The following is an 18,149-nucleotide window of genomic DNA, read 5'->3' as shown; positions in this document are numbered from 1 at the left end:
CTTCATCTTCTTCAAGTTTTATTTTTGCCATGAATGAAGATACAGATGGGATTCAAAGCTTATAAATAGGACTCAAAATTAAGTTGCCACGACACTAGCACGATTAGAAGAACCCAGAGAAGAGGAATAAAGACTTTACTCGACTTCTCAATCCCAGCCTGCACACCCTTTTTTTCGATAATCCAGATAACCAGCCAGGTTATCAGCAGTCCTATAAGGACCGGATAGGAAAAGCTCCCCAGGTTCCAGGGGGAACTGGAGACATTCAATAGTTCGTTATTGAAAAAGGCTTCCGTGTCCGTGCCCCAGCCAAGAGTAAACGCTTTTAAAAGGTACACAAGGCTCCAGCCCATTATTACAGAATAATAAGTCGTAATTATAAAGCTGGCAATTACTCCCCACCAGCCTATCCATTCGAAACTTTTTTTCGCCCTTTTAAGTGAAATTGGAGCTGAGCCTAGAAACTTGCTTCCAAGCCCGAACTCAAGTATCATAAGCGGGATACCTGCAGTCAGAAGAGCGACAAAATAAGGGATCAGGAACGCTCCTCCTCCGTTTTCGTACGCCGCGTAGCTGAACCTCCAGATATTTCCAAGGCCGACTGCAGAACCTATTGCTGCAAGAATAAATCCAACTCTGGTGTTCCATACTTCTCTCGCCACCAAAAATCACATCCTATAAACCTTTTTTGTATTCCACATCCGGAACAGCGAAGGTTAAAACAAATTAATACGGGAAGATAACTGCAATGAATCGGGAATAACTTAATTCATCCAGCAGACTCACAGCTACTGCCATAAATATAACTTTAAACTACCTATTCTAACCTTACAACACCCTTTTTCCGAATGCGGGATAAAGTACTCTTTTTCAGAATTTCCAAATATTTTACCATATCATGCAAACATTTACGTTAAACTTTTAAGTGTTAACAATCTGATAATCAAATACTTCGTTAAACTCTTGAGGATAACACTCTGACAATCAAACACTTCTTTAAACTATTGGGTGTTAATAATCTGATAATCAAACACTTCGTCAAAATTCCGAGTGTTAATAATCTGATAATCAAATACTTCGTTAAACTCTTGAGGATAACACTCTGATAATCAAACATTTCGTTAAACTCTTGAGGATTAACAATCTGATAATATATATCTATAATTTAATTATTACTGCATATTCAAGTGCAATAAGAACCAAATAAATTTTGTTAATTTTTCCCTGTTTAGCTTACTGTAACAAAAAATTCATGTGCAATAAAGTACTTCATTATAAATTATATGAAACATTCATCGGGAATATGGTTATTTTTAGCACTGGGTCTGTTTTTCGGTCTTCTTTCAGGGGCGGAAGCTGCAGATCCTCTTGTTCGGGATAGCGGGGACGTGGACCTTTCAGAACTCAAGGCTTTTGATCTGTTAAGCAGATGTGAAACCGGTTGCATAGTAAATGACGTATCAATTTCTTCAACAGGGGACTATCTTGTAGCTGGCGGTTTTGATCACAAAGTTTCTTTTTTTAATTCTAAAGGGACACAACTTTGGAATTATACTACCGGTGATATTGTTTATACAGTATCACTTTCTTCAGATGGGGCTCGAGTTGCGGCGGGAAGCAACGATAAAAAAGTGTACCTTTTTAACCGGGAAGGAGATCTGCTATGGAGTCGCAAAACAGGAGGCAGTCTCAATAGTGTAGCGATTTCTTCCGATGGCCTGTACATCGCGGCAGGCAGTGAAGACGGTAAGATTTATTTCTTTAACAGGGAAGGTAAACTTTTATGGAGTTTTGATTCCAGAGGCGCTATCCGCAGTGTTGCCATTTCCATAGATGGGTCTTACGTGACAGTTGGAAATGCCAACAATTACGTCTACCTCCTTGACAGGGAGGGAAAAACGATCTGGGGAAGAAAAACCGGAAGTTTGATCAATAGCGTAAGCATGACTCCGTATGCTTACTATGTGGCTGCCGGGGGATCTAACTATAACGTTTATCTTTTTGACCGTAAAGGGGAGTTTTCATGGGTGCACAAACCGGGTAACTGGGTCAGCAGTGTCTCTTTAACAACCAATGGCTCGCATCTTGCGGCAGGAAGTTTTGACGACAAGATTTACCTGTTTAACCTCACCGGAGCAAAACTCTGGGATTACCAGGTAAAAGGCGATGTCTATGATGTAGAGATATCCCCCGACTCTTCATTCATTGCAGCCGGAAGCTGGGACGATAACCTCTATGTCCTTAATATGGATGGGGAAGAACTCTGGAACTACAACTGCGAAGGAAATATTAACAGCCTGGATGTTTCTCGCGACAGCTCAACCATTGCTGTCGGGAGTGATGCAGAAGCAGTATATCTTTTTGAACGAAATCTCACCGCTTTTGCACTGCTGCTTGGGGACGAAAGCTTCCTGCCAAAAGAAACTATCACGGAGACAGATGTCGTTCTTGCAGAAGAAGTCCTCCAGCCCATAAAAGAAGATACTGCAGCTACAGGGGGCGTTGAAAATCGGGTTGAAGAAGCTTCAGTTACCTCAAGCGGTGTGGACGGGAATACGAAAACCGGAGAAGATTCGGGTTTAGTGGAGTTACCTTCTGAAGAAAGTTCTTTAAAGGTTTTGGAAATGTTTGGTTCAGTAAAGTTTCTTTTTGCTCTTCTAATTGGAGCTCTGGCAGGTACAGTCTTCTTTTTGAAAAGGAGAATCCTCAAACAAAAGGAACTGGATGAGAGCCTTGAGGACTTTGAAAACCTTGAAGAAAACGACACCCCAGGGAATAACTGAGGAAATCCGGAAAGCGGGGATAACTCCGAAAATAGGAAGTTTCCCCAAAAACAGGACATGTCTGGGGATAAATATGATTGTGAATAGGCTGTAAGTAAATACCATTCTTATTACTGTGAGCAAATACCATTCTTATTACTGTGAGCAAATACCATTCTTATTACTGTGAATAAATACCATTCTTATGATAAGGAATCCGGATTTTCTTCAGGGTGTTTTAATTTTTTCCCCCGATTTCTTTACTTGCAGCCTCGGACAGTGTCCTTATATGGAATTCCGAACCAAGTTCTTCTGAAAGCTTTCTGCATTTTTCCACATCAATCTCGGGTATCTTAACCACTGTAACCCTTGTAGAGATTCCGGCTTCTTTTGCTCCCTTTACAAAATCGAGTACTGATCTGTAAGCGTTTTTGTGGACCGGTCTGCAGAGCTTGTTATATTTTTCTTCGGATTCTGCGTTCAGGCTGACTGAAATAGAATCCATGCCTGCCTTTTTCAATTCTGAAACTACATCCAGTTCGGGATTAATCAACGCAGCATGCCCGTTGGTATCGAGTCTTACCCTTATACCCCGGTTTTTGAGCCAGCGGGTGACTGCCAGCACCACATCGAACCTGAGGGTTGGCTCTCCAAGACCTGTAAACACGATTTCCTTATAGTTTGAAAGGTCCAGCCCTTCAAGGGCTTCGATTAGCTCTTCTGTTGATGGTTCTTTTGAAAGCCTCAGGTCATACCCATAAACGCCGTCTGCAAAGTTGCGGATGCAGAATACACAGTCCGCACTGCATCTGTTTGTAAGGTTGAGGTAAAGATTATTATGGGCTTCATAATAGATTGTGTTCATACAAATCAAAATCCTTACATCCCTTATAACCATGACGCATTTGTTAATTTTCTTTAATTTTTGACTTATGGGCTGAGGCTTTCCTTATATATTCCGTTTTTTGCTGATTTATCCCCGTATCTGTCTGTTGCCCTTCTTATCAAGCAGAAAGTTTATAGGTGATTATGTACTTCTAAGGTTCAATCTGCAGCATTTAGCTAGCAGTATCTATGTTTCAACTCATTTACTCTCTGCATTGAAGTATTTCAGGTTCTTTTTTAGGGATTTGAATTTTCAATGTTGACAGATATGTGTTAAAAACCTATGATTGATGAAAAATTGCGAGATCCGCAATTTCGAAGGAGATATTTAAATGGCACGATTCGCTAAATTCGATGTTCCTGAAGAACTTACAAACAAAGCACTTGAAGCTCTGGAGCTTGCCAGAGACACTGGAAAGATTAAAAAAGGTACAAATGAAGCTACCAAAGCAATCGAAAGAGGCAATGCAAAGCTTGTCCTGATTGCTGAAGATATCGAGCCTTCAGAGATTATCGCTCATATCGCTCCTCTTTCCGAAGAGAAGAACGCTCCTTACATCTTCATCAAGAACCAGAAAGAACTTGGCGCAGCCAGCGGACTTGGTGTCTCCTGTGCGACCGTAGCAATTGTGGATGCAGGGAAAGCAGCTGAAATGATTCAGGACATTTCTCAGAAACTTGAAGCTCTTAAATAATCCTGATAACATGGGGTGCTGAATATGGCTGAAGAAAGCACAATCGGCGGCTTTGCTGCTGAAGTTATTGACGTTATCGGGAATACAGGTATGCATGGTGAAGCCAGCCAGATCCAGTGCAGGGTTCTGGAAGGCAGAGATAAGGGTCGAGTAATCACAAGAAACTGTGTGGGCCCTATCCGCATCGGCGACATTATGATGCTTCTGGAAACGTCAAGAGAAGCAAAGAAACTGACTACCAGGTAAAAAGATACGCGGTGAAAATAAATGGAACAGAGAAAATGCTATTTTTGCGGGCAGATGCTGGAGCCTGGTACCGGTAAGCTCTATGTCAAAAAAGACGGCTCCACCTATTTCCTGTGCTCTTCCAAGTGCGTGAGCAACTTCGCCCTTGGCAGGCTTCCGCGCCGCACCGAATGGACTGAGAAAGGCAAAATCCAGTTGAAAAAAGCATAACTGCCGTCATTAGTTCAAATATAGTAAGGTGTGCATATGGAACAGACATACGTTATGGTGAAACCTGACGGAGTCCAGCGCGGTCTGGTCGGAGAAGTAATCTCCAAAATCGAAAAGAGAGGCTTAAAGCTTGTCGCTCTCAGAATGAACGTCATTGCTGAAGCCACTGCAAAAGAGCACTACGGCGAACACGCAGCAAGGCCCTTTTTCCCCTCCCTTATCGAGTTCATTACCTCCGGTCCCTCCGTCTCAATGGTAGTTGCCGGAAAGGATGCAGTTAAGGTTATGAGAGCAATAAACGGGGCTACAAACCCTGTTGATGCGGCTCCAGGAACTATCCGTGGAGACTTTGCTCTGGATGTAGGCAGGAACGTGGTTCACGCCTCCGATTCACCCGAAGCTGCAGCAAGGGAAATTGCAATTCACTTCAAGGACTCCGAAATCGGGAAGTATTCCAGAGTCGATGAGGTCTGTCTGTACGAGTAATGCAGGTGCATCAAAGCCTTTTCGTGTCCATGGATTTTTTCGGGCACGATTCCAAGCCTTTGTTTATCAGGCACCTGCAAAATGGGTCCTTCCGGGGAAACCCGGGCCCTTCTGGACCTGCAGCAAATAAGACGCGGGAATGAGAGAGGTTTTGTATATGACCGACAAGAAAAATCTTAGGACTCCTATAGTCTGCGTGATGGGGCACGTCGATCACGGGAAAACCACTCTGCTCGACAAGATCAGGGGTACTGCAATTGTCAGTGGAGAAGCCGGGGCCATCACCCAGCATATCGGAGCAACCGAAGTCCCTATAGACGTGATTGTAGACAAGCTCGGAGACCCAAGGCTAAGGGACCGTTTCATGGTGCCAGGGCTTCTTTTTATTGATACTCCGGGACACCATGCCTTTACAACTCTCAGGAGCAGAGGAGGCGCCCTTGCCGATCTTGCTATTGTTGTTGTTGACATAAACGAAGGCTTTAAACCCCAGACCTACGAAAGCCTGCAGATCTTAAAAAGGTTCAAAACTCCTTTTGTTGTCGTTGCCAACAAGATCGATAGGGTCGGCGGCTGGGTTTCATACAAGAACATGCCTTTTGCAGCTACTTTCAAAAAGCAGTCTGGCGATGTCCAGGCACGGATTGAAACAAAGCTCTACGAGGTAATAGGTGAACTCTATAACCAGGGCTTTGCTGCAGAACGTTATGACCGGGTCACGAACTTCCAGAACACTCTGGGTGTAGTCCCTGTAAGTGCTTTTACTGGAGAAGGCATCCCTGATGTCCTCATGGTGCTTTTAGGCCTTGCTCAGAGATTCCTTGAGGCAAATCTGCAGTACAGTGCCACAGGCCCGGGAGTCGGGACCGTCCTTGAGGTAAAGGAAGAAAAAGGTCTCGGAGCAACCCTTGACGTTATTCTCTACGATGGCACATTAAAGAAAGGGGATACGGTTGTTATCGGAAGCCTGGGCGAGCCGATCCAGACAAAGGTAAGGGCTCTTTTAAAGCCAAGGGAACTTTCCGAAATCCGTTACGAGAGTAAGTTCCAGCAGGTGAATAAGATCACTGCTGCGGCTGGTGTGAAGATCTCTGCTCCCGGCCTGGAAGGTGCACTTGCGGGCGCTCCCATAAGGGTAGCAACGGAAGAAACCCTTGAGGAAATTGTAGCCCAGGTAAAGTCCGAGATCGATGAGGTCAGGATTGATACGGGCTCCGTTGGAATTCTGATTAAAGCAGATACCCTCGGCTCCCTTGAAGCCCTTGTCCACGAGTTCCAGAAGGATGAAGTCCTTATCAGGAAAGCTGAAGTAGGAGACATCTCTCACAGGGACGCGATTGAGGCTTCAACAGTTGAAGACCCCCTCTATTCTGTGCTTATAGGTTTCAATGTTAAGGTTCACCCTGATGCCAGAGAGTTCCTGCAGGAAAGCACTGTAAAGGTACTCACAAGCGACGTGATCTACCGTCTGGTTGAAGATTACCAGAAATACGTAAAGGAACAGAAGGAACTGGCTGAAAAGAAGATTTTCGAAACGATTATTCGCCCCGGAAAGTTCAAGATCCTTCCCGGATGCGTGTTCCGCCAGAGCAAACCTGCCGTAGTCGGGGTAAGGGTTCTTGGAGGAGTCGTGCGGACAAATGCAGATGTCATGCTTGAAAACGGAAACGTCGTGGGCAAGATCAAGGGTCTGCAGTCCGATGGAGAAAATATTCCTTCTGCAAGGGTAGGCAAAGAAGTTGCAATGGCTATTGACGGCGCAACCGTAGGCAGGCAGATCAAAGAAGGAGACGTGCTTTATATGAACGTGCCTGAAAGGCATGCCAAAGTACTGGAGCACGAGATCTACAATTCCCTTTCAACCGATGAAAAGGAAACTTTTGATATTTTCCTTGAACTCAAAAGAAAAGATAATCCTTTCTGGGCAAAGTAACGGCTGATATGCAGGGCAGCAGCATATTCAGGATACAGCAAGGATTTAATTAAAGAGTCAGGTAAAAAAGTCAGGTAAATATTCTGATAATGAAGGCAAGGCAAAGGAATTATTATTACAGATAAATCTGATAGGAGGATTTCACATGGCAAATTTCAAAGTTGTAGTTTCTGACCCAAAAGAAGCGCGTGCTTACCAGATCGACGTTAAAGACGCTGAAGCAAACGCATTAATTGGAAAATCAATCGGTGAAGTTGTTGACGGTGCCCTTTTCGGGCTCGCCGGCTACAAAGTCAAGATCACTGGCGGCTGCGACGGCAGCGGTTTTGTTATGAAACCGGACCTTCCAGGCCCCAGAAGACAGAGAATTCTGCTGGCAGTAGGTGTCGGCTATGTCCCCAAACACCCGGGACAGCGCAGGAGAAAGATGATGCGCGGCAAGGAAATTGCCCATGACATCGTCCAGATCAACGCCAAGATCGTTGAATATGGAGACAAATCCATAAAAGCCCTTCTCGGCCTTGAAACCGCAGAAGCCCCTGCAGAGTGATTTCAAGTTCCGCCTTCGGGCGGGATTTAAAATACTCTTTGATTTTTTCTTTCATTGATTTTGATTTCAGATTCTTTTTGCATCACTATTTATTTTTTCGAGTTCACTGATTTTATTTCAGAGACTTTGAGTTTTTGCATTAAACATAGTGATAGTCTGGTTCTCACTTTTACCCCTCCTGAATAAATTTAAGCACTTAAAAGAAAAGTACTCTCAGTCAACTCCTCCAGTTTTTCCAAATCTCAGCTATCACAACAATATCTCAGCTATCACAACAATATCAGAACTCGTATATGAGTGGGGTTAGCAGGATTACGACCAGGCTCACCAGAATTGTGAGAGGCAGTCCTACTTTTATGTAATCTCCTGTAGTGTATCCTCCTGGCTCGAAGACCATGAGGTTGGTCTGGTACCCGGCGGGGTTGAGGAACGAATAACTCGTCCCGAGCATAAGGGCAACTGCGAACGGCATGAAGCTGCTACCTATGTCCCCAGCAATTGAGACCGCAATCGGAAACATGAAGGCGGCTGCTGCGGCATTTGTGATGATGTTTGTCATCAGGACACAGCTAACGAAGACAACTGTAAGTGCCACATACGGGTCGTTGCCCCCAAAGGTCGAGACCAGGCTGCCGATAACGTCTGCAAGCCCGCTTTCCGTAACCGCCGCCTCAAGTCCGACAGCGCATCCGAGCACCACGACCGTGTTCCATTCAATGCTCTTAGTCGCTCTCCTTATGCTCATGCACCCGGTTGCAAGCATTGCAAAGGTTGCCAGAAGCGCAGCGTTGAGGATCGTAAGCAGGCCGAGTGCAGCTGATGCAACCATTGCCGCCGTAATTACAATTGCGGCGATAGCGCGGTCCGTCCTCTTTACACGGTAGCCTCTCAGGCGCTTGATAAGAATAAACTCGGTTTCGTTTCGGTTGTGGTAGAAAAACGAGTCTTCGACCTCAAGCACGGCATTATCCCCCTGCCTGATCCGCACTTTTCTGAGGGGAACTGCCGGAGGCTCTCCTCCCCGGGAAATTGCCACAATCGCTGCCTCGTAAGGTTTCCCGGTCTCCCGGCGTTCTTCAATGCTGTGCCCGACAGCTGAACTCCGGGGAGATACGACTACCTCTACAAGACGGTGCCGGTATCGCTCGCCCTTCATCGGGGAAAGCGTGTTGAGCGGGGTAAGCCCTATGGTTGCCCAGAGCGCAGGCAGCCCTTCGGCATCAGTGGTAAAGGTCAGGATATCCCCCTGCCTGAGCACGAGGGCAGGTTCTATCGGGGGCTTTTCCTTCTCTCCTCGCCGGACCGCATTCAGGGTATATCCCGTCGAGGCAGAAAAGCCGGCTTTCTCGATGGTCTTTCCTGCAAGGTAGGAATCAACATCGATGAAGAACTCAGCCCTGTAGAGGCGCCTTTTTATCTCCTCTTTTTTTCCTGCATCATGCCGCGGAAGAAGTTTTGTGCCGATGAAAAGGAGGAAGACTATGCCGATGATAGCTGCAGGAAGCCCTACAACCGTCGGAACGAAGATGGTGATCCTTTCCATCACGGGGGTTCCCGGGTCATTTTTTGCGATCTGTTCGATTACGAGGCCTGCAATAATCAGGTTTGAAGAGGTGCCTATAAGAGTGGAAGCGCCCCCGAGTATGGATGCGTAGCTTAAGGGGATGTAGATTTTTGAGGAGTCAAGGCCCGTGTTCCTTGAGAGGTCGCGGATCACAGGGATCATCATGGCAACGAGCGGGGTGTTGTTTAGAAACGCACTTCCTAATGCCACGGGAGGAAGAATCTTGAGCTGGCCGCTGAGAAGCGATTTTGGAATTCCCACAATGCGGTCCGAAATCATTGTGATAGCCCCGGTGGAGTACATCCCCTCGGCAATCATGAAAAGTACGGCAACGGTCAGCACACCCTGATTGGAAAAGCCTTTCAATAAATCTTCTACCGGGGCAAGTCCGAGCGTTATTGCAGCAGTGAGGGCTCCCAGGAAAATTATGTGCGCCGGCAGTTTGGAGAATAAGAGCAGTGCAAAAGCAACTGCCAGAATCCCTAAGGTAATCCAGGCATCAGTCGTCATCATAATTTGCCCACCCTCCGGTTCACTCTCCCCCTCATTGAGTGATACCTTCCGGGATTGCAGCCGACCACCTGCTGTCCCTGCCTATCCCTGGTTATTATTATATTCTCTATATTATATTAGGCTGCGCCTTATATTTCAGGTAATTTTTTCACGGGTATGTACCTTCCGGGCTTAAAAATACCTGCTATAATATCCGGTATCCAGCAGGGTTAAGATGCCTTCTATTGGAAAGATAGTATTTTCTCTATCGTTTTGAGTAGAGCTGTTTAACTGAGTGGAGTTGGTTAATGTAAAATCCTCTATTCCACCATTACTGCCTGAAGTTGAGTTACTGGCCCGAAAATATGATTCATGATAGTAATTATCAAAACGTACTGTACCTTTCTGGTTGTAAAACACAATGGAAACACCACAAAGACCTGCTTTATTCGCATGCTCTTTCACGAGATTGCAAATTTCGTTAGTTCTCTATGGAAATAGACAGTTTTGTTACCTTCACTTTCATGCCAGTCAGAGTATGGCATATCGTAGACGGGTCTAACTGACCAGCCAATCGTTTTTGCGTGGTAAGTATCTGCAAGTGCAGTCCCTGAAAGTAGACTATAATTGAAAAAACAAAATAAGTAGCTTTACTGGTTGTCTACCATGTTATCTCCAAAATTTTCCAGAAATTAATTCTCATTCACAGCATGTACCGGATGCCCCGGTTCGTCTCAACGTTAAGGAGTGAGTTGCCTGTGGCATTAACATCTGCTATTCATTTCAACTCCCTTATCTATTTTTCAATAAACTACTTTTACTACGTCCTATATAAGTTTTCTATCCAGATCATCAAACTATAACAAAAGATACTTGAGTTATATTTTCATCTTTTATCATTATTTATTTATATTAAAATATTTTTGATACATTGGACAGAACTCATATATAGGTGCTAACTTTAGTGCTATATGAATACTTTTTGAGATATTATGTCAAATCTCTAATTAATTTGGGCTATATTCATTTTGATGAAATGGGTATAAAGCAATTATAAGAAGTCCACAAACATATTGAGTTTGAACATTGTGAAAAAACTGAGTTTGATTCAGAACAATCTATCCGGAAGAGCCGAATCTTCTGAATATTTTCCCTAAGGCAAAACCGCGTTGACTTTAACTTTAACTGTGCTTAAAGTTCGCTGGCTTTGCTTTCGGGAGACATACAGGATAAATATGAAGGAAAGGAGAAAATTAAGAATGATAGAAAGCAAAGGAATACGAATAGGCGAGCTAATTGTTGCAATGCTGCTTGTGAGCATAGCGTTCATGCCCGCTGTTAGTGCAATTGAAGTTGAAGCGCATCCAGTTCCAAACTCGGGTATGATCATGGTTGATGAGGTGGTGACAGTGACCTCTGATACCGGTTTCAATCCAGATACGGATTTTGCAAAACTCAAGATCAATCCACGTCATTCAAACACCCAGTTAAAACCGGGAAGTAGCGATGAAATCACTGTGACTGTCACAAACAAGGACAATAAAACCATTACAGTAGAACCCAGGGTTGTGCTATCCCCGTATATGGAGAATATCTTTGAAGAAAGTTGGGTCACCGTAACACCTGCCAGAAAAGACATCGAACCGGATGCTAAACAGGAGTTTACCATTAAGGTGAATATCCCACAAGATGCTGATATCGGGAACTATGGAACTGATATCGCATTCACCGATGATGTGATGCCAACACCATATCCAACACCCTATCCCCAGTATATCAATGTCATGCATCTTTATGTCGATGTCTGGACTCCTCCGAAGATCCAGATCCAGACGCCATATCTCAATGACCGTGTCAAGGCAGGGGATGAATATGACTATGAAATCAAGCTCAAGAGCGTAGCTGACAGGGATATTGCTATCGACCCGAAAATGAGTGAGGACAACCAAAGGTATTATGGTCCATATGGCACGGGAGGTCCTGCATTTGATGATGATGCTATCACTATTACCGGCCCTTCCATCGTAAAAGCAGGCGAAACGGCTGTTGTCAAGGTGCATCTTGAAGTTCCTGATGATGCAAAAGGCAGATACAACGGAGCCATTGATCTGAACATTGACGATCCATCTATACGTGAATGGGACGGTCAGGTCCAAATGAATTTCGAGGTGTGGACCCAGCCCAGTGAACCGTACACAAAGACTTTCACCACCAGAACTGACGGTCCCATTACCATTGAAGTGTCATCCAATGACCACAATTATGGTATGTGGATGGGTGCAGGCAGTCAGAACGAGAAAGATGAGGCATCCTTTGACCTGGCACTGGAAGGTGAATCAGGTGATGTCGAACTGAATCTGGTTAAAACGACCTACAGCGGTACTGTCAGTCTTGGAGCATCTGACTTCCCTCCCTGGGAAATGGATGGAGCAGGGATCTATCATGGTGCTATTGAAGTCTACACGGAGACCTATGAGGCACCAGGTGCCATCGGAGAATGGAAGCTCGACATACTTCCGGCAAATACGGAACAGTTCAACTATTTGATTTCTATCGGGGCCGTTGAATGAACAAGCGGATACGGGCGTAGTAACGCCTGTTCTTTCTTTTTCAGGTGACCTTTTTTCAGGTGACATTTATGGACCATTTATCAAAATTGTTCATGGCTGCATTGGTCGTAATGTTCCTCATAGCTGGTGTTGTATGTATCAATGACTCTGAAAATTCGTCCTCCGGGTATGAGATTACATGGGTGGGTATATCACCGGCAGAGAGTTCCATGATCGAGACAAAGATCAAACAGCAAATAAGTCCCTACCCTGGCATGGAATACGATAACGTTACACTTAGCGCATCGAGAGAAAATGACAAACTCCGTATACATGCGATCGCTGAGTCGTCAGGTTCCAGGTATCCTGACCTGTATGATTTTACATACCGTGACGGTGACTTGATACAGGTTGGATATCTCCTTGAAGCCATTCCCGAATCTGTCCGATCCGAAGCTATTGGCGTGGCTATTCAAAGTGAAGATGTCGCGAACGCTCTGATTACTGATACGAATGCATACGGAGTTTCATCCGTAAAACGGATACTACCTGAGACAGCGGAGAAGTTCTATTCCAGAAAGACCCTGATCAGTGTGACGTGGCTGGATCATTCGGTATCCGCGCTGATTGACATGGACACACGAGAAGTGGTCCAGGTCTGGAACGGACAATGAGAAAAGTGGAGAAGAAATTTTTAGTGAAATACTGAATTTGTGTCCTATTCTATGGAAGGTGTCGGAATGTAAATCCCAGGGGATTAATAGAGTTTAAGCAAAAAGGTAGATTATTCAAAAAACTCCACATACGTTTTTTCAATTGTATCCCGATAAACAGGATTTATACTGTATATTTTACTCCTTCCCATCTTATTTTCTTCAATCAGGTCCAGCTCCTTTAATTGCTTCATATACCAGGAAATCGTACATCTGGAAATTCCCGTTGTAAGAGCAAGGTCTCCATTGGTGTTGCATTCTTCCTCTAATATCTTTGAAATTATCTTTCGGTTCATCTCATTTTGAAGAGCTGAAATAACACGTTTTTCTTTTTCGTCGTATGTGGAGCTGTTCTGGAAGTACCGGACTTTTCCACCCAAACATTGAGCTTCGATCATATTTTCTGCTTCGAGAATTTGGAGATGGTGACGCAGCGTTCCCCGGTTCAGGCTCATATTGTTTGCAATCTCGCTTATATAGGTCCCGGGCCTTGTTTTGATAAAATCATATATGTTTTTCCTCTTCAGAACTCCAATAGTATTTGAATAGTCTACCACTCGAAATCCGAGTATTGCAAAAATAAGCTTTGCAGGGAACAGAAGGTCAAGTGCCGATGAGATTTGCATCACGGCCAGCCAGAGCAGGAACTGCCAGTAAACTGTAAAGTCCTTTAGTAGTACTACCTCTTCTCCATTAACTGAAGCTCCGGCGTAATCACTTGTAGCCGGAGTTATGATATATTCCGTAGCCCCGGCTGTTGTTGTGAATAAAAAAAAGAATATACAGAGGATAAGCTTTTTTTCAAGCTTAGAGCTTGTAAATATTAAACGTTCAGTCTTCGGTTCCACTGACCGATTCCTCATAGGCTTTCAACTTTTAAATTTCCTGAGTTATGTATTCCTGCTTGAGAGTTATTGTTAGTTAGTCTGCCCGTAGATTATGCGATAAGCAGGCAGAAGAATAAAAAATTAAAACTCGGCATTAGAGGAATCTGCCGGGCAGGAGATTGCCACATATTCCTTTTAAGGAGGGAGTGAAGAATCTTCAGGAAATGGACTTGCAATAATTCCTCTTCTGCCGAGACTGCAGGTACAACCAGTAAACCTGTAGACATACTAAGCCTGCAGCCATACATAATATTGATACTTTTCATCTTTTCATACTGTCACATATGGGGTAAGAAACCCGAGCATATATAGTTTCTCTCCAAAGTATCAAACAATCATTCTCATGTAGTCCTTTAATATGTATTTCATAAAATATGCAGAATTATCTGAAAAAAGGCACAGCCTGCCTTTGTATAGTAAATTTGTTCAAAAAAAGAGAAATTATGAGGATGGAATTTCATCCTCCCGGACAGGACAAAATCATAAATTTTTTATATCTCGTCTGAAAGGCTTTCAAAGAAGCTGCTTTCCGGTTCCTGCTCCGGATTTACACTCATAACCTTCTTGATCTCCGTAATGGAGAGGGCTTTTTCAGGAAACCTGTCACCCATGCGCTGATTTCAACCAACTCGAGGTGTATGCCCTCTCAGATTTGATACAACATTCCTGATTAGCTTCCAACATTTCTGATAAGATTATTTCTACAGAATTACAGGCTTGCGGAAGTAAACAGGAATGAATATATCTGGATAACAATAGATAGGCCTGCTGGAATACCGACAGTAATAGCGGCGTTTTTAAATGACATATTTCGGGCATGCAAGAGTGCAAATATCCAGATGTATGAAGACAGTAAGAAACATAAAATTGCAATTATTTGCGAGGTATAAAACAGGGGATTATTTGAGAACATCTGCTCTATACCCTGGGCCATAAATTGTGAGTCTTGTGAGGAAAAATCAACCGAAGATAACAAGAAATACATTGCAATAATACTTACCACGCTGCTGAATATTTGTGGCACAAATCCATAACCTACAAACTCTAACGTTCTCTTGAAAGAACCCTTTGAAGCAAATACATAGGATATTGAATAGAAGATTCCAGCCAGTACAAACCAAATAATAAATGTTCCAATCAAACCCCCGATGGCACCTCCAATGATGCCGATTGACATTACTGAAGCAGATATAGATGAATCCATGTCAGAAGAAAACGAATCTTTAAGGTTATTCATGACCAGCAAACTTGAACTTATTGTTAATACAGCGATTACAAGTATTATCAATAGAGGATACTTAAAACTGACTTCATTTCCTAGTTTTTCCCTGAAAAACGAATTCGGGTCAAATAATAATTTATTTAGGTTTAGATTATCCATATATTTTACACCATTTTAAATTTTATCTGGTAAATGTCATAAAATTTATAAAACTTCAATATGCTTAATCATGTATTTAGATTTAACTTTACCAGTTCAGGTTTTATTCCATAACTTAATTCATTATCCTCAAGCCCAATAATAAGAGCACAAATCTGCGGATCATTTTCAAGTATGTTTCTGGAAGTGAACGCTCCAGTTCTTCATCTTCAATAGGGCCTATTTTCATGGCCAGTCCACCAATGTATTTTATGGGCTCGGAATCTAAATTTGAGCCCGTTATTCAAAGAATTTCATATATGTTTTTTCAATTGTATCCCGATAAACAGGATTTATATTGTATATTATACTCTTTCCCATCTTATTTTCTTCAATAAGATCTGACTCCTTTAATTGTTTCATATACCAGCTAATTGTACTTTTGGAAATTCCTGTTGTAAGGGCAAGATCCCCATTGGTGTTGCATTCTTCCTTTAATATTTTCGAAATTATCTTTCGGGTAATCTCATTTTGAAGGACTGAGATAACCAGCTTTTCATTTTCACCGTATGTGGAATTATTCTGGAAGTATAGGACTTTTCCGCGATCACTGTGAGCTTCGATCATGTTTTTCGTTTCTAGAATCTTGAGATGATGGCGCAGAGTCCCTCGGTTCAGATCCATATAATTTGCAATCTTACTAACACAGATCCCTGGATTGGCTTTTATAAAGGCATATATATTCTTTCTCTTCATAACCCCAACAGCGTTTGAATGGTCTACCAATCGAAATCCGAGTATTGCGAAAAGAAACTTTACAGGAAGGATCAGTATATCCATTACCGACAAGATATTCATTACAGCCAGCCAGAGCAAAAATTGCCAGTAGGGTATTACGGTATCTTCTAATATCTGTACATCCTCTCCGGCTACGGATACTCCAAATTCATCACCTGGTGCTGGGCTTACGATATATTCCGTAGCTTCGGCTGCCATTATTAAAAATAAAGAAAAAAAGAGAAGGAGATAGATTCTCCTGCAATTAATGCTGCGCAACATTAAACGTGTAATCTTCAGTACCACTAACCGATTCTCCGTAGACTTTGAATATCCATGTTCCCTGTACCACATATCCCTGTGAGGGATCTATATTAAGGCGTATCCTGCCGTTCACACTTCCGTCATAGTTATCTCGGTAAGTTCCGATTTTGCTTCCTGATGGGGTGTAAATGCTAAGAGTCAGAGAATCACTTGTATCTCCCCAATTCAAATCTACTTCAAGATAATCTACTCCTGAGCCTACGTTTACATTGTGAGTTATAGTCTGCCCCTGGCTTATGTACTGGGTTGACCTTAGAGAAGAAACGGAATTTTCAGTACTAAGAAAATTTTCTGTCCAGGGGCTAACAATGTAATCTTTTACGGTAGAAGCCAGAGCGTCTTCCGTGCCAGAGTTAACCGCGCATTCCTCTTTGGCCGAAACTGCAGGAACAGCTAGTAGCCCTGTAATTATGCATAATACACATACTTTCCAGGTTTTCATAGTGTCACCTAAAAGTGGGTAAGAAGTCCAGGCATATATAGTTTCTTTGTAAAGTATCGAACAATCAATGTTACACTTCTTATGATATATTGCTACGAAACTAAAAAAATGTCCGGAAAAAGGCATAATGATACCTTTTTCCAGGAATATTTCTTAAAAAAGAAGAATTTGTGAGGACGTTTATCCATCCTCGATGTCAGTATAAAATAGTAAATGTTATAAACTATGATGAGAACCTTTATAAGAGCTGCTTTCCGGCTCCTGCTCCGGATTTGCACTCATAAACTTCCGTGATTTTCATGATGGCAAGGGCTTTTGCAGGGAACCTGTCTCCCATGCTCTTGACCATCTTATGCATCTTCTCGTAGTCTTCCCCTTCGGTCTTTATCTCAAAGTCCCCTTTTATCTGGTAACACCCCTTAACCTCAGGGCCCCATACGTAAATCGCACCCCTCGGGTTTTCTTCAAGGTTCTGGCGGGTCTTATAAAAGTAGTTGTCTGCAATCCAGATAGTTTCTCTGTCTTCCTGGAGCTTACAAAAGCCGATGGGTATTACGTTCGGATCTCCGTTTCCGGAGGCGGTTGCAAAAGGAAAAACCTTCATTTTTTCAAAATCTTCGACCATTTCACTGCTCAATTTGACCATTCAATTCACCCCTTCGTTAGATCTGTTTTTGTTGGAATAATATACTCTTACTCTACTATTAAATATATAGTAAGGTAAGGAGTTGGAGATATATTGATTATAAACAATTAAAGAGCGACAAATATATGAGCTCATCCCAAAACCAATTTTATTCTCAAATCATTAAATTTTTAGAATGGTTTTTCGTGATCTGAAACTCGATTGATTACTCGGAATACTGGATTCAGAGAAGCAAATTTTGAGTTTTGGGATCGGCTCTATAAGAAATTGGTTATCGGATATAGGTGTAAAAGAAGAACACTGTTCTAAAATTCGTAAAAAATAAAGCCATTTGAAGCGACTGGAAACAAAAATTTATTTTAAAAGGTCTGAATTCCCACAAAAATTAAATTATCATTGGAAAATATTTATAGGTATCTGTCTAAATGGATCTCCTTTTCCAAGGAGAGGAGATTGGTTTACGAAAAACAAAGGCAGAATGCCTGTTACTTTAGTGGCGGGATGAATTCCGTCAACTTCCGTACATTTACCATTTTTCGATAACTATTGGCTTAATATAAGTTCAAAACCTTTATATACATGATAAATATGAGAAAAGGAAGTTTATATAGGATTTATCCTGAAGAGG

At 42.8% G+C, this 18,149-nt stretch carries 18 protein-coding genes; 10 read left to right on the top strand and 8 right to left on the bottom strand.

What is annotated here, in order from left to right; genetic code table 11:
- Nucleotides 1-59: 59 nt before the first annotated feature.
- Nucleotides 60-662: a hypothetical protein gene (locus EO93_RS16260; protein ID WP_235284317.1), complete on the bottom strand. Its 603-nt coding sequence runs from the start codon at nucleotides 660-662 to the stop codon at nucleotides 60-62.
- A gap of 621 nt (nucleotides 663-1,283) precedes the next feature.
- Here EO93_RS16260 and EO93_RS16255 point away from each other — a divergent pair.
- On the top strand, nucleotides 1,284-2,783 hold the full coding sequence (locus tag EO93_RS16255) for a WD40 repeat domain-containing protein (RefSeq protein ID WP_048163654.1): 1,500 nt from the start codon (nucleotides 1,284-1,286) through the stop codon (nucleotides 2,781-2,783).
- 217 nt (nucleotides 2,784-3,000) lie between these two features.
- Here the strand turns inward: EO93_RS16255 and EO93_RS16250 are convergent, their stop codons facing one another.
- Complete coding sequence (locus EO93_RS16250; RefSeq protein ID WP_048134248.1) at nucleotides 3,001-3,660, bottom strand: TatD family nuclease-associated radical SAM protein; 660 nt, start codon at nucleotides 3,658-3,660, stop codon at nucleotides 3,001-3,003.
- 319 nt (nucleotides 3,661-3,979) lie between these two features.
- Here EO93_RS16250 and rpl7ae point away from each other — a divergent pair, with 319 nt between their 5' ends.
- From rpl7ae to EO93_RS16220, 7 genes are all read left to right on the top strand, one after another.
- Nucleotides 3,980-4,342: a 50S ribosomal protein L7Ae gene (rpl7ae, locus tag EO93_RS16245; RefSeq protein ID WP_048134246.1), complete on the top strand. Its 363-nt coding sequence runs from the start codon at nucleotides 3,980-3,982 to the stop codon at nucleotides 4,340-4,342.
- A 24-nt stretch (nucleotides 4,343-4,366) separates the two neighbouring features.
- Nucleotides 4,367-4,588 (top strand): 30S ribosomal protein S28e, encoded by a 222-nt coding sequence (locus tag EO93_RS16240; protein ID WP_048134243.1) that lies wholly within the window; start codon nucleotides 4,367-4,369, stop codon nucleotides 4,586-4,588.
- Nucleotides 4,589-4,609: 21 nt separating this feature from the next.
- Nucleotides 4,610-4,798, top strand: coding sequence for a 50S ribosomal protein L24e (locus EO93_RS16235; RefSeq protein ID WP_048134241.1), 189 nt, complete (start codon nucleotides 4,610-4,612; stop codon nucleotides 4,796-4,798).
- A 36-nt stretch (nucleotides 4,799-4,834) separates the two neighbouring features.
- Nucleotides 4,835-5,284 carry a nucleoside-diphosphate kinase gene (gene ndk, locus EO93_RS16230; RefSeq protein WP_048134239.1) on the top strand — a complete coding sequence of 150 codons (450 nt, stop codon included), beginning with the start codon at nucleotides 4,835-4,837 and terminating at the stop codon, nucleotides 5,282-5,284.
- A gap of 5 nt (nucleotides 5,285-5,289) precedes the next feature.
- Entirely contained in the window at nucleotides 5,290-5,427 is a 138-nt protein-coding gene (locus tag EO93_RS17715) for a hypothetical protein (RefSeq protein WP_156161365.1), read from the top strand.
- A 14-nt stretch (nucleotides 5,428-5,441) separates the two neighbouring features.
- Nucleotides 5,442-7,217, top strand: a complete 1,776-nt coding sequence (gene infB / locus EO93_RS16225; protein ID WP_048134237.1) for a translation initiation factor IF-2 — start codon at nucleotides 5,442-5,444, stop codon at nucleotides 7,215-7,217.
- 145 nt (nucleotides 7,218-7,362) lie between these two features.
- Nucleotides 7,363-7,767, top strand: a complete 405-nt coding sequence (locus EO93_RS16220) for a 30S ribosomal protein S6e (RefSeq protein ID WP_048134235.1) — start codon at nucleotides 7,363-7,365, stop codon at nucleotides 7,765-7,767.
- A 280-nt stretch (nucleotides 7,768-8,047) separates the two neighbouring features.
- Here EO93_RS16220 and EO93_RS16215 read toward each other — a convergent pair whose 3' ends face one another.
- Entirely contained in the window at nucleotides 8,048-9,844 is a 1,797-nt protein-coding gene (locus EO93_RS16215; RefSeq protein ID WP_048163653.1) for an SLC13 family permease, read from the bottom strand.
- 1,148 nt (nucleotides 9,845-10,992) lie between these two features.
- Here EO93_RS16215 and EO93_RS16210 point away from each other — a divergent pair.
- Nucleotides 10,993-12,393 carry a hypothetical protein gene (locus tag EO93_RS16210; protein WP_156161364.1) on the top strand — a complete coding sequence of 467 codons (1,401 nt, stop codon included), beginning with the start codon at nucleotides 10,993-10,995 and terminating at the stop codon, nucleotides 12,391-12,393.
- A gap of 68 nt (nucleotides 12,394-12,461) precedes the next feature.
- On the top strand, nucleotides 12,462-13,046 hold the full coding sequence (locus EO93_RS16205; protein WP_048163651.1) for a hypothetical protein: 585 nt from the start codon (nucleotides 12,462-12,464) through the stop codon (nucleotides 13,044-13,046).
- 110 nt (nucleotides 13,047-13,156) lie between these two features.
- On the opposite strand, the gene EO93_RS16200 is transcribed toward EO93_RS16205, so the two are convergent.
- The 5 genes from EO93_RS16200 to EO93_RS16180 all read right to left on the bottom strand — a co-directional run bounded on the left by EO93_RS16200 (nucleotide 13,157) and on the right by EO93_RS16180 (nucleotide 17,521).
- Nucleotides 13,157-13,933, bottom strand: coding sequence for an ArsR family transcriptional regulator (locus EO93_RS16200; RefSeq protein WP_235284316.1), 777 nt, complete (start codon nucleotides 13,931-13,933; stop codon nucleotides 13,157-13,159).
- A 748-nt stretch (nucleotides 13,934-14,681) separates the two neighbouring features.
- Nucleotides 14,682-15,353, bottom strand: coding sequence for a YIP1 family protein (locus tag EO93_RS16195; RefSeq protein ID WP_048163648.1), 672 nt, complete (start codon nucleotides 15,351-15,353; stop codon nucleotides 14,682-14,684).
- A 279-nt stretch (nucleotides 15,354-15,632) separates the two neighbouring features.
- On the bottom strand, nucleotides 15,633-16,328 hold the full coding sequence (locus EO93_RS16190) for a winged helix-turn-helix transcriptional regulator (protein WP_235282950.1): 696 nt from the start codon (nucleotides 16,326-16,328) through the stop codon (nucleotides 15,633-15,635).
- Between the two features lie 46 nt (nucleotides 16,329-16,374).
- On the bottom strand, nucleotides 16,375-16,875 hold the full coding sequence (locus EO93_RS16185) for a hypothetical protein (protein ID WP_048163656.1): 501 nt from the start codon (nucleotides 16,873-16,875) through the stop codon (nucleotides 16,375-16,377).
- A gap of 238 nt (nucleotides 16,876-17,113) precedes the next feature.
- Nucleotides 17,114-17,521 carry a pyridoxamine 5'-phosphate oxidase family protein gene (locus EO93_RS16180; RefSeq protein WP_048163647.1) on the bottom strand — a complete coding sequence of 136 codons (408 nt, stop codon included), beginning with the start codon at nucleotides 17,519-17,521 and terminating at the stop codon, nucleotides 17,114-17,116.
- Between the last annotated feature and the right edge of the window lie 628 nt (nucleotides 17,522-18,149).

The organism is Methanosarcina sp. 1.H.A.2.2, assembly GCF_000979975.1.
In the GTDB taxonomy this organism is placed as follows: Archaea; Halobacteriota; Methanosarcinia; order Methanosarcinales; family Methanosarcinaceae; genus Methanosarcina.
This window is presented reverse-complemented; position numbering and strand designations above follow the sequence as displayed.